Below are 11,644 nucleotides of genomic sequence, written 5' to 3' on the forward strand. Positions count from 1 at the left end.
GCCGGGCGCAGACCCTCGTACTGGACGTACTTGGGTCTTCGCCCGGTGCGGCGAGAGTGCGTGCCAGGCGTCGCCGGGCAGGCGCGACTTTGCGGACACGCCCTAGGGCCTTCCGGCAATTCCCGTCCGCCCTGAACCGGGCCGCCCGGCGGCTCAGTCGGGCACCACGCCGTCCGGCGGCTCAGTCGGGCAGCAGGTGGCCGCGGCGGGAGAGCAGGAACTTCTTGAAGGCGGCCACCGGCGGGGTGTCCGGGTGGCCGTCCAGCCAGGCGACGCCGATCTCGCGCACCGCGCGCGGAGCGGTGACCGTGAGTTCGACGACTCCCGGACGGGGGACGGCCGGTGGCGGCAGCAGGGCGACGCCGAGGCCGGCGGCGACGAGGCCGCGGAGCGTCTCCGCCTCCTCCCCCTCGAAGGCGATGCGCGGCCGGAACCCCGCCTCCTGGCACAGGTCGTCGGCGATGCGGCGCATCCCGTAGCCGGGTTCCAGGGTCACGAACGTCTCGTCGGCCGCCTCGGCGAGCCGGATGCGTCTGCGTGAGGCGAGCGGATGGTCGGCCGGCACGACCAGGCGGAGCTTCTGCTCGTCGAGCCGGCGGCCCACCAGATCGGGCGCGTCCGGCACGGGCGAGGTCAGACACAGGTCCAGTTCGCCCGACCGCAGCCGCTCCAGCATGGCCTCCCCGTAGTTCTGCACGAGGCTGAAGCGGACGCCCGGATGATCGGCGCGGAACGCGCGGATCAGCCCCGGCACCGTCTCCGAGCCCATCGTGTGCAGAAAGCCGAAGGCGACCTTGCCGGTGGCCGGGTCGGCGTCCGCGCGCACCTCCTCGGCGGCACGCTCGACCTCGGCGAGGGCCCGCTCCACGGAGGAGAGGAAGGTGCGCCCGGCCGGGGTCAGCGACACCGTGCGGCCACGGCGCGCGAACAGGTCGACGCCCAGGTCCTGTTCGAGCCTGACCATGGCCCGGGACAGCGTCGACTGCGGGACGCCCATCTGTTCCGCGGCCCGGGTGACGTGCTCGGTGCGGGCGACGCCGGCGAAGTACGCCAGGCGCGGGGCGAGCAGTCTTGCGAAGTGCGCACTGTCTTCTGTGTCACTGAACGGTGACAGGTGAGCCTGTGACCTGTGCTGATGCGCCATGGGAACGATTATGTCGATTCCATGCATTGGACGGATGAACGACGCCTCCCTACGTTCGAGGTATGCCTTCCGCCAGTACCGGGGCGCCCGTCACCACGGGCGCCGCCTCCTCCGCTCCCGCCGTCTCCTCCGCTCCCGCCGCCGTCTCCCTCCCCGCCCCCTCCGCCGACTCCCGCATGGCCCCCGGCGGGCCCGGCTACCGCCGGATGAGCTTCGCGCTCTTCCTCGCGGGCGTCGCGACCTTCGCGCTCCTGTACTCCACCCAGGCCCTGCTGCCGCTGCTCTCCTCGGACTTCGGGGTGAGCGCGAGCGAGGCGAGCTGGACGGTGTCGGCGGCGACGGGCGGGCTCGCGCTGTTCGTCCTGCCGATGAGCGCGCTGTCGGAGCGGTTCGGACGGCGTACGTTGATGACGGCGTCCCTGGCGGTGGCGGTCGCCGTGGGCCTCCTGGTCCCCTTCGCGCCGTCGATCGGCGCCCTGGTGGTCCTGCGGGCGGTTCAGGGCGCGGCACTCGCGGGACTCCCGGCGTCGGCGACGGCGTATCTGGCGGAGGAGGTCCGCCCCAGGGCGCTGATCACCGCGATCGGTCTGTTCGTCGCGGGCAACAGCGTCGGCGGGATGAGCGGCCGGGTCATCACCGGCTGGGTTGCGCAGGAATGGGGCTGGCGGGTGGCCGTCGGAACGATCGGGCTGATCGCCGTGGTCTGCGCGGTGGCCTTCCGGCTGCTGCTTCCGGCACCGCGGCACTTCACGCGGGGTTCGCTGCGGCCCCGGGTGCTGGCCCGCACGGTGCGCGACCACCTCGCGAACCCGCTGCTGTGCCGGCTGTACGCGATCGGCGCGCTGTTCATGATGGTGTTCGGCGGGGTCTACACGGTCATCGGCTACCGCCTCGGCGAGGCGCCGTTCTCGCTCCCGCAGGGCATCGTCGGCTCGGTCTTCCTGGTCTATCTCGTCGGTACGGTGTCGGCGTCGACGGCTGGCCGGCTGGCCGGCCGGCTGGGCCGCCGCGGCTCCCTGTACGTGGCGGGCGCCACCACGGCCCTGGGGCTGCTCCTCTCCCTGGCCGGCTCCCTGGCGATGGTGCTGCTCGGCCTGGTCCTGATCACCGCGGGCTTCTTCGCGGGCCACGCGGTGGCGTCGTCGTCGGTGAGTCACACCGCGAAGACGGGGCGGGCCCAGGCGTCGGCCCTCTACCAGTCCGCGTACTACATCGGCTCCAGCACCGGCAGCACGCTGGGCGCGGTCGCCTTCCACGCGGGCGGCTGGGCGGGCACGGTGGCCATGGGGCTGTTCGCGGTGCTGGGAGTCGTCACGATCACCCTGTTCGGCTCCCGCGCGGCCCGGACCGCCGCGCGCCGCGTGCCCGCGCCGGCCCACTGAGGGCCTCGGCCCGCCCGGCCGGGCCCGCGGGGCTCCGCCGGGCCTGGGCCCGCTCTCCGTAACACCCCCCGTGACCTGCCGTTGTTCCCACTCCACACGCCATTGTCAGTGGGCTGCGGTAGCTTCCGAAGTGCCGGCGCGATGACGCGCGAATCGGAAACGGCCACAGGGGTGGGTTGGCGATGAGCGAGGGTACGGCGACGACGGCGGACCTGGACGTCCGGCTGGAACAGCACCGGGTCGAGCTGACGGGGTACTGCTACCGCATGCTCGGTTCGTCCTTCGAGGCCGAGGACGCGGTGCAGGACACGATGGTCCGGGCCTGGCGCGGCTACGCCACGTTCGAGGGCCGTTCCTCGATGCGGTCCTGGCTGTACCGGATCGCGACGAACGTGTGCCTGGACATGCTCAACGCGGGCAACAGGAGAGCCCGGCCGATGGATCTCACGGGCCCCTCGCCGCTGGCGCAGGCCGCGCTCATCCCCCGCCCGGACAACACCTGGCTGGAGCCGATGCCCGACGGCCGCGTGCTGCCGACGACCAGCGATCCGGCGGAGGCCGCGGTGGCCAAGGAATCAGTGCGGCTGGCGTTCATGGCGGCCCTGCAGCAGCTTCCGCCCAAGCAGCGAGCGGTGCTCATCCTGCGCGAGGTCCTCGCGTGGCGGGCGAGCGAGGTCGCCGAGCTGCTCGGCACGAGCGTCGCCTCGGTCAACAGCGCCCTCCAGCGGGCCCGCGCCACCCTCGCGGAGAACGACGGGGCGGGCGCGGACGCCGCGACCTCCGACCCGCTCGACGAGGAGCAGCAGAAGCTCCTGGAGCGCTATGTGGCGGCCTTCGAGGGGTACGACATGAGGGCGCTGACGGCGCTCCTGCACGAGGACGCGGTCATGACGATGCCGCCGTTCGACCTGTGGCTGCGCGGCACGGACGACATCACCGGCTTCATGACGACGCTGGGCGCCGCCTGCGCCGACTCGCGCCTGATCCCGGTGGAGGTCAACGGCCTGCCGGGCTTCGCGCAGTACAAGCCGGACGAGGAGGCGGGCGGCCACACCCCCTGGTCGGTGCAGGTGCTGGAGATCTCAAAGGGCCGCATCTCCGGGTTCCACTTCTTCCTGGACACGGCCCGCTGGTTCCCCCTCTTCGGACTCCCCCTCCATCTCGACGGGCCCGAGGCTCCCGGCCCCCGGGGCGAGGCCGGACCCGTGGCCGTCGCAGGTCTCGAAGCGGAGGCCGACGAGGTCGAGTAGGGCGCGCAGTGCCGGGTCCGGGCCCTGCAGGCGTATCCGGCCTCCCGCCCGGCGGGCCGCCAGTTCCATGCGGGCCAGCACGTCGACGGTGGTGAGGCCGGGCGGCCCGAGGCCGGCGACGTCGCAGACCACGACCCCGCTGCCGCTCGCCCCGAGGAGCGCCCGGACAGCCTCGCAGAGCCGGGGCACCTCGTCCCGGGTGACGAGTCCTGGCAGCACGAGCACGGCCGGTTTGGCGGAGTCCACGGTCAGTAGACCGCCCGGCGCCCGTGAACTCATCGCGGGCGGCCCGAAGGCAGGCCGCGCTCGGCGCCTCGGGGCCTACCGCATGCCGAACGGGACCGGTGGAGGTCCACCGATCCCGTTCACCCGTATGAGGAAACCGCAGGTCAGGCGATACGGTCCAGCACGATCGGGGGGGCCTTGAAGTCGGTGCCCGCCGCGCCGATGTCGTACGAGCCCTCGACGGACTGGAGCGCGTAGTCGAAGCGGTCCGGGGTGTCCGTGTGGAGGGTCATCAGGGGCTGGCCCGCCGTGACCGTGTCGCCCGGCTTGGCGTGCAGCTCGACACCCGCGCCGGCCTGCACCGGGTCCTCCTTGCGGGCGCGTCCGGCACCCAGGCGCCAGGCGGCGATCCCGATGTCGTACGCGTCGAGGCGGGTCAGCACGCCGGAGGCCGAGGCGGTGACGACATGCGTCTCGCGGGCGGTGGGCAGCGCGGCGTCCGGGTCGCCGCCCTGCGCGGCGATCATGCGGCGCCACACGTCCATCGCGGAACCGTCGGCGAGCGCCTTCGCCGGGTCGGCGTCCTTGATCCCGGCCGCGTCGAGCATCTCGCGCGCCAGGGCGACGGTGAGCTCGACGACGTCGGCCGGGCCGCCGCCGGCGAGGACCTCCACCGACTCGCGGACCTCCAGGGCGTTGCCCGCGGTCAGGCCGAGCGGCGTGGACATGTCGGTGAGGAGCGCGACCGTCTTCACGCCGTGGTCGGTGCCGAGGCCCACCATCGTGGAGGCCAGCTCGCGGGCATCCTCGATGGTCTTCATGAAGGCGCCGGTGCCGACCTTCACGTCGAGGACCAGCGAGCCGGTGCCCTCGGCGATCTTCTTGGACATGATGGAGGAGGCGATGAGCGGGATGGCCTCGACCGTGCCGGTGACGTCGCGGAGCGCGTAGAGCTTCTTGTCGGCGGGGGCGAGTCCGTCGCCGGCCGCGCAGATGACCGCGCCGGTGGTGTCGAGGACGTGCAGCATCTCCTCATTGGAGAGCAGCGCGCGCCAGCCCGGGATGGACTCCAGCTTGTCCAGGGTGCCGCCGGTGTGGCCGAGGCCGCGCCCGGAGAGCTGGGGCACCGCGGCACCGCAGGCGGCGACGAGGGGGGCCAGCGGAAGGGTGATCTTGTCGCCGACGCCACCGGTGGAGTGCTTGTCGGCGGTCGGCCGGGACAGGGAGGAGAACTCCATGCGCTCGCCCGAGGCGATCATCGCGGCCGTCCAGCGGGCGATCTCACGGCGGTTCATGCCGTTGAGCAGGATCGCCATGTTGAGGGCGGCCATCTGGTAGTCGGCGACCTCACCGCGGGTGTACGCGTCGATGACCCAGTCGATCTGCGCGTCACTGAGTTCGGCGCGGTCCCGCTTGGTGCGGATGACGGAGACGGCGTCCATGGCCATGGCGTTCCTTCCGAAAGATGAGCGGCCCCTCCCCGGCGTCGGCCGGCCGGAGGGGCCGCGGGGCATTACTTGGTGAGATGGCCCGGCCCGAAGGCCTGCGGCAGCATCTCGGACAGGGGCACGAGCCCGAGCGGTGTCTCCACGATCAGTTCGTCCCCGCCGAACTCGAACAGGAGCTGCCGGCAGCGTCCGCACGGGACGAGGATCTCGCCCTGCCCGTCGACACACGTGAAGTGCGTCAGCCGGCCGCCTCCGGTGGCCCGCAGTTCGGAGACCAGACCGCACTCGGCGCACAGGCCGAGGCCGTAGGAGGCGTTCTCGACGTTGCAGCCGGAGACGATCCGGCCGTCGTCGACGCGGGCGGCGGCGCCCACCGGGAAGTCCGAGTAGGGGGCGTACGCACGGGTCATCGCCGTACGGGCCACCTCCCGCAGCACCTCCCAGTCGACGTCCGCGGAGTCCGCGCCGGCGGCGGTCACTTCCCCTGTCCCTTCCGGTACGGCAGGCCGTCCGCCTTCGGCATGCGCAGGCGCTGCGCCGACAGGGACAGGACGAGGAGAGTGATGACGTACGGCGTGGCGGAGACGATCTGGCTGGGCACCTCGTTGGTCATGGCGTACCAGAGGAAGACGAGGACGCCGATGACCAGGGTGATGACCGCGGAGATGTACTTCTTCTTGACCGCGAGCCAGATCGCGCCGATCACGAGCAGGATCGCGCCGAGCAGCAGCAGGGCGTGGACGTTCTCGGAGCCGCCGCGCAGGTTGAGGCTGTCGGTGTAGCCGAACAGTCCGGCGCCGAGGGCGAGGCCGCCGGGCATCCAGTTGCCGAAGATCATCGCCGCGAGACCGATGTAGCCGCGGCCGGCGGTCTGGCCCTCCAGGTAGAAGGGGTTGGCGACGATGGAGAGGAAGACTCCGCCGAGGCCGGCCAGTCCGCCGGAGATGATCACGGCGATGTACTTGTACTTGTAGACGTTCACGCCGAGCGACTCGGACGCGATCGGGTTCTCGCCGCAGGACCGCAGGCGCAGACCGAACGAGGTGCGCCACAGGACCCACCAGGTGCCGGGGATCAGCGCGATGGCGATCAGGGTCAGCCAGGAGACGTCGGTGACCAGACCGCCGAGCAGACCGGCGATGTCGGAGATGAAGAACCAGCCCTTGGAGTTCAGGGTGGTGAGCCAGTCGGAGAGCCCTGGCACGGTGAACTGGCCGAGCGAGTCGACCGGCGGGGACTGCTTGGCCGATCCGCCCTGGACGCCCACGAAGGCGATCGGGGACAGGTAGCGGGTGACGCCGAGGGCCAGGATGTTGATGGCCACACCGGAGACGATGTGGTTGACGTTGAAGGTGACCGTGATGATCGCGTGCAGCAGGCCGCCGAGGGCGCCGCCGATGATGCCGACGAGGACACCGGTCCACGGGCCCCACTGGTAACCGGCCCAGGCGCCGAACCAGGTGCCGAGGATCATCATGCCTTCGAGGCCGATGTTGACGACGCCGGAGCGCTCGGCCCACAGACCGCCGAGACCGGCCAGGCCGATCGGGACGGCCAGTTCGAGCGCGGTCGACATCTGGCTGACGTTGGTGATGCCGTCGGCGCCGGTGATGATGCGGACGATCGAGGTCAGCGCCAGGGCGCCCGCGATCACCAGCAGGAGGACGGGGAGCGACATCCGGCGGCTCTTGGGAGCCGCGGGCTGCAGCGTGGGCTGGTTGACGTCGGCTGCGGTGGTCATCGTCCAGCCACCTCCTTCTCGGTGTTGTCGGTTCCGCCGAGGACGTTGCCCGCGGCGAGTTCGGCGCCGACGCGGCGCTGCTGACGGCGCAGACCCCACTCGCGCACGGCCTCGTACGAGACGACGACCGAGATCACGATCAGGCCCTGCATGATGACCGCGATCTCCTTGTCGTACCCGTGGAAGTCGAGTTCGGGCGAGGCCTTCTCGAGCCAGGCCCACAGCAGGGCCGCGAAGGCGATGCCGACGGGGCTGTTGCGGCCGAGCAGCGCGATACCGATACCGAGGAAGCCGATGCCGGTCGGGAAGTTCAGGCTGTACGTGTGGGTGTCGCCGAGCAGGATCGGCAGACCGGCGAGTCCGGCGATGCCGCCGGAGAGCAGCATCGCGGTGAGCACCATGCGCTTGGGGTCGACACCGCTGGCCGCGGCGGCGGACTCGGAGGCGCCGGAGGCGCGCAGGTCGAAGCCGAAGCGGGTGCGGTTGAGGACGATCCAGTAGCCGATGCCGAGGACCACGGCGAGGATGACCAGGCCGTAGATCTCGCCCGCGTCGCCCATGCTGAAGCCGGGGATCCAGCCGGACTTGTGCATCTCGCCGGTGGTGTTGTTGTTGCCGAGCTTGACGCCGAAGACGTCGGGCAGCCACAGGTAGGCGATGACGGAGGTCGCGATCGCGTTGAGCATGATCGTCGCGACGACCTCGCTGACCCCGCGGGTGACCTTGAGGACACCGGCGATGCCGGCCCAGAAGGCGCCGGTGCAGATGGCGGTCAGCATCAGCAGCGGGACCTGGAGGGCGGCCGGCAGCGCGACGTGCGCGCCGACGACCGCGGCCATCATGGCGGCGAGCTGGTACTGGCCGTCGACACCGATGTTGAACAGGTTCATCCGGAAGCCGACGGCCACCGCCAGCGCCGCGATGTAGTACAGCGAGGCCTGGTTGATGATCAGGACCTGGATGTCGGAGTACGTCGCCTGCTCGAACATGATCGTGTACGGCTCGATCGGGTTCTTGCCCGAGGCGAGCAGCACGATCGAGGTCAGCGCCACGGCGACGACGAGCGCGATGACCGGCCCGGCAACCCCGAGGAGGATGCGCTCCTTGTCGAACTTCTTCATCAGCGGGCCTCGTCTTCCGGGGCGTCCGCCGGGTTCTCGGCGGGCTCTTCGAGCTCGGCCGCTTCGGCGAGCTCCTCGTTCTCCAGGTGTCCGGAGGCGGCGCCGGTCATGGCCGAGCCGAGTTCCTCCGGGGTGATGGTGGCCGGGTCCGCGTCCGCGACCAGCTTGCCGTTGTAGATCACCCGGAGCGTGTCGGACAGGCCGATGAGCTCGTCCAGGTCCGCGGAGATCAGCAGGACGGCGAGTCCTTCGCGGCGCGCCGCGCGGATCTGGTCCCAGATCTGCGCCTGCGCGCCGACGTCCACACCACGGGTGGGGTGGGCGGCGATCAGGAACTTCGGCTTGTGGCTCATCTCGCGGCCGACGATCAGCTTCTGCTGGTTGCCGCCGGACAGGGAGGCCGCGGTGACGTCGATGCCGGGGGTGCGTACGTCGTATTCCTCGACGATGCGGCGGGTGTCCTGCTGGGCGCCCTTGATGTCGATCCAGACACCCTTGGCGTTGGGCTTCTCGGTGACGTGACCGAGGATGCGGTTCTCCCAGAGGGGGGCTTCCAGGAGGAGGCCGTGGCGGTGCCGGTCCTCGGGGATGTAGCCGATACCGTTCTCGCGGCGCTTGCGCGTGGACATCCCGGTGATGTCCTCGCCCGCGAAGCGGACGACACCGAAGTCGGCGGCCTTCAGACCGATCAGCGCGTCGATGAGCTCGGTCTGGCCGTTGCCCTCGACACCCGCGATGCCCATCACCTCACCGGCGTGGATGGTGAAGGAGACATGGTCGAGGACGAGCCGTACGGCGCCGCGCTCCACCTCGTCCTTGAGCAGGGCGGCGGAGCCCTTGCCCATCGACACCGAGCCCTTGGCGAAGACGACCAGGTCGTCGACCTCGATCACGGCCCGGTCGGTGACGGTCGACTCGGAGGTCTCCGGCGTCGGCAGTTCGCTGCCGACCATCAGCTCGGCGAGCTGACGGGGGGTCGTCTCCGAGGGCACGGCGGTGCCGACCGTCGTACCGCGCCGGATGACCGTGATGTCGTCGGCGACCGAGAGGACCTCGCCCAGCTTGTGCGAGATGAAGATGACCGACAGGCCCTCGGCCTTGAGCTCGCGCAGGTTGTCGAAGAGCGCGTCGACCTCCTGCGGCACGAGGACGGCGGTCGGCTCGTCGAGGATCAGGATGCGGGCGCCGCGGTAGAGGACCTTGAGGATCTCCACGCGCTGGCGTTCGGCGACGCCGAGCTCCTCGACCAGGACGTCGGGGCGGACCCCGAGGCCGTAGCGGTCGGAGATCTCCCCGATCTTGCGGCGGGCCTTGGCTCCGATCCCGTACAGCTTCTCGCTGCCGAGGGTGACGTTCTCCAGGACGGTGAGGTTGTCGGCCAGCATGAAGTGCTGGTGGACCATGCCGATGCCGCGGGCGATGGCGTCGCCGGGCGACGAGAAGGTGACCTGTTCGCCGTCGACGGCGATGGTGCCCTCGTCCGGCTTCTGCATGCCGTAGAGAATCTTCATCAGCGTCGACTTGCCGGCGCCGTTCTCGCCGACGAGGGCGTGCACGGTGCCCTTGCGGACGCTGAGGTGGATGTCGTGGTTGGCCACGACGCCAGGGAATCGCTTCGTGATCCCGGCGAGTTCGACGGCGGTCACCTGACCGTTGACCGCGTCGGCCGGAGGGCTGCTGGACGCGTTGATGGCGCACTCTCCTGAGGGAAAGGGGGTCGTCTACGCGCGTAGCGCCCCTACGGCAACGAAAGGGGCCACAGGCCGCGAGAACGGGATACGTGGAGCAAGACTCCTCGTATCCCGTTGAGCGGACGTAACCCCGCGGTTACCAAGCGGCTCCGGGTCGGAACAGGCGCCTCCCCGTGCCGGCCGGCACGAAGACTTGCCCGAACTTCCCCGGGACCGCATTGGCTGCTCCTGAGGTACTTCTCGTCAGCTGGTCTTGACCTTGATCGCACCGCTGATGATCTTCTCCTGGGCGGCCTTGACGGCGTCCTGGATCGCGGTGTTGCTCTTGAAGGCCGGGTTGGAGTCGGCCAGGCCGACCTCACCGGACTTCAGATCGCCCCGAACGATACCGCTCTCGGGCTTGCCATCCTCGACCGACTTCGCCAGGTTGAAGACCGCCTTGGAGACGTCCTTGGTGGCGGAGGTCAGGATCGAGTCCTTGTACTTGGCCAGCGCCTCCTGGAGGTACTGGTCCGAGTCGACGCCGATCGCCAGAACCTTCTTGGCGGAGGCGGCCTCGATGACACCCTGACCGGACAGACCGGCCGCGGCGTAGACGACGTCGGCCTTCTTCTCGATCTGGCCCTCGGCGGCCGTCTTGCCCTTGTCGGGGCTGGAGAAGCCACCCTCCTGGGCGGTCTGCGTCAGGTACTGCGAGAGGACCTTGACGCCGGGCTTGGTGTCCTTGACACCCTGCTCGAAGCCCGCCTCGAACTTGTGGATCAGCGGAACGTCCACACCGCCCACGAAGCCGACGGTGTTGGTCTTGGTGGCCTTGGCGGCGGTGACGCCGGCCAGGTACGAGGCCTCCTGCTCCGAGAAGACCAGGTCCGCGACGTTCTTCGCCTCGACGGTGGAGTCGTCGACGATGCCGAAGGTGGTGTTCGGGAACTTCTCCGCGGCGGCCTTGACGGCCGGGCCGTAGGCGTAACCGATGCCGATGACCGGGTTGAAGCCCTGCTTGGCCAGGGAGACCAGACGCTGGGTCTTGTCCGCGTCCGTCTCACCGTCGGTGGGCTCGACGTCGGCGGTCTCGTACTTGAACTCGCCCTTCGCCTTCTTCAGACCCTCGAACGCGGCGTCGTTGAAGGACTGGTCGCCCTTGCCGCCGACGTCGTACGCGATGGCGAGGCCCTTGTTGCCGCCCTTGGAGTCCGAGGAGGACGAGGAGTCGGTCGAGGTGCCGCCACAGGCGGACAGAGCGAGGGCGAGAGAGGCGGTCGCAGTACCTGCGAGCGCGATGCGGGTAACCCGGCGCATTACATGTGCTCCTGTCGTTCAGCGCCTGACGGTTCAGCTTCGGCGCTGGCTTCGCCGCAGATTAACGCGCGTAGACCAACTAGAAAACCCCTTCTGTCCACCTTGTTATCCGGCTGTGCTCGACGCCACTTGCCCAGGGGCCCCGCACATGTCGCCCAGGGGCCCCGCACCTGCCGATCACAGAGGAAAAAGACGGAGGGGGACGAAGAGGACGGACAGGGGGCACGGGGGGGGGGCGCGGGGGTGGCGCCGCCCCGGCTCGGGGCGGCGCCCGGTGCCGGTGGCGCGGGGCGGGGGGGCCGGTGAGCGTGCCGGGTCGGCCGGGGGAGCCGACGCGCGAAGC

The 11,644-nt window shown here is 70.5% G+C and carries 9 protein-coding genes and 1 pseudogene; 2 read left to right on the forward strand and 8 right to left on the reverse strand.

Annotated features, from left to right (window positions below):
• Nucleotides 1–181: 181 nt before the first annotated feature.
• Nucleotides 182–1,144 (reverse strand): LysR family transcriptional regulator, encoded by a 963-nt coding sequence (locus ACFXGX_RS41785; RefSeq protein WP_384803271.1) that lies wholly within the window; start codon nt 1,142–1,144, stop codon nt 182–184.
• Nucleotides 1,145–1,206: 62 nt separating this feature from the next.
• Here ACFXGX_RS41785 and ACFXGX_RS41790 point away from each other — a divergent pair, with 62 nt between their 5' ends.
• Together ACFXGX_RS41790 and ACFXGX_RS41795 are read left to right on the forward strand one after the other, a co-directional pair.
• The gene (locus ACFXGX_RS41790; protein ID WP_384803274.1) at nt 1,207–2,526 is read left to right on the forward strand and encodes an MFS transporter; all 1,320 of its coding nucleotides are present in this window, start codon (nt 1,207–1,209) and stop codon (nt 2,524–2,526) included.
• 182 nt (nt 2,527–2,708) lie between these two features.
• Nucleotides 2,709–3,776, forward strand: coding sequence for a sigma-70 family RNA polymerase sigma factor (locus ACFXGX_RS41795; protein WP_384803277.1), 1,068 nt, complete (start codon nt 2,709–2,711; stop codon nt 3,774–3,776).
• Nucleotides 3,777–3,815: 39 nt separating this feature from the next.
• Here ACFXGX_RS41795 and ACFXGX_RS41800 read toward each other — a convergent pair.
• The 7 genes and pseudogenes from ACFXGX_RS41800 to ACFXGX_RS41830 form a co-directional block, all read right to left on the reverse strand.
• A pseudogene (locus tag ACFXGX_RS41800) lies at nt 3,816–4,055 on the reverse strand (hypothetical protein); the annotation flags it as partial.
• A gap of 110 nt (nt 4,056–4,165) precedes the next feature.
• The gene (locus ACFXGX_RS41805) at nt 4,166–5,449 is read right to left on the reverse strand and encodes a thymidine phosphorylase (protein ID WP_384803280.1); all 1,284 of its coding nucleotides are present in this window, start codon (nt 5,447–5,449) and stop codon (nt 4,166–4,168) included.
• A gap of 65 nt (nt 5,450–5,514) precedes the next feature.
• Nucleotides 5,515–5,928: a cytidine deaminase gene (locus ACFXGX_RS41810; RefSeq protein ID WP_384803283.1), complete on the reverse strand. Its 414-nt coding sequence runs from the start codon at nt 5,926–5,928 to the stop codon at nt 5,515–5,517.
• Complete coding sequence (locus tag ACFXGX_RS41815) at nt 5,925–7,190, reverse strand: ABC transporter permease (protein ID WP_384803286.1); 1,266 nt, start codon at nt 7,188–7,190, stop codon at nt 5,925–5,927. Before ACFXGX_RS41815 ends, ACFXGX_RS41810 begins: the two co-directional genes overlap by 4 nt.
• The gene (locus tag ACFXGX_RS41820; RefSeq protein WP_384803289.1) at nt 7,187–8,311 is read right to left on the reverse strand and encodes an ABC transporter permease; all 1,125 of its coding nucleotides are present in this window, start codon (nt 8,309–8,311) and stop codon (nt 7,187–7,189) included. Before ACFXGX_RS41820 ends, ACFXGX_RS41815 begins: the two co-directional genes overlap by 4 nt.
• Entirely contained in the window at nt 8,311–9,957 is a 1,647-nt protein-coding gene (locus ACFXGX_RS41825; RefSeq protein ID WP_384803292.1) for an ABC transporter ATP-binding protein, read from the reverse strand. The genes ACFXGX_RS41820 and ACFXGX_RS41825 overlap by 1 nt, the downstream gene beginning before the upstream one ends.
• A 288-nt stretch (nt 9,958–10,245) precedes the next feature.
• A complete protein-coding gene (locus tag ACFXGX_RS41830) occupies nt 10,246–11,301 on the reverse strand; it encodes a BMP family protein (protein ID WP_384803295.1) in 1,056 nt (351 codons plus the stop codon).
• Between the last annotated feature and the right edge of the window lie 343 nt (nt 11,302–11,644).

The sequence above is a fragment of the Streptomyces sp. NPDC059371 genome, from assembly GCF_042751995.1.
Classification (GTDB): domain Bacteria; phylum Actinomycetota; class Actinomycetes; order Streptomycetales; family Streptomycetaceae; genus Streptomyces.

Coding starts and splice junctions, on each gene's coding strand:
- ACFXGX_RS41785 (WP_384803271.1), bottom strand. CDS start 1,144: ATGGCGCATCAGCACAGGTCACAGGCTCACCTGTCACCGTTCAGTGAC.
- ACFXGX_RS41790 (WP_384803274.1), top strand. CDS start 1,207: ATGCCTTCCGCCAGTACCGGGGCGCCCGTCACCACGGGCGCCGCCTCC.
- ACFXGX_RS41795 (WP_384803277.1), top strand. CDS start 2,709: ATGAGCGAGGGTACGGCGACGACGGCGGACCTGGACGTCCGGCTGGAA.
- ACFXGX_RS41805 (WP_384803280.1), bottom strand. CDS start 5,449: ATGGCCATGGACGCCGTCTCCGTCATCCGCACCAAGCGGGACCGCGCC.
- ACFXGX_RS41815 (WP_384803286.1), bottom strand. CDS start 7,190: ATGACCACCGCAGCCGACGTCAACCAGCCCACGCTGCAGCCCGCGGCT.
- ACFXGX_RS41820 (WP_384803289.1), bottom strand. CDS start 8,311: ATGAAGAAGTTCGACAAGGAGCGCATCCTCCTCGGGGTTGCCGGGCCG.
- ACFXGX_RS41830 (WP_384803295.1), bottom strand. CDS start 11,301: ATGCGCCGGGTTACCCGCATCGCGCTCGCAGGTACTGCGACCGCCTCT.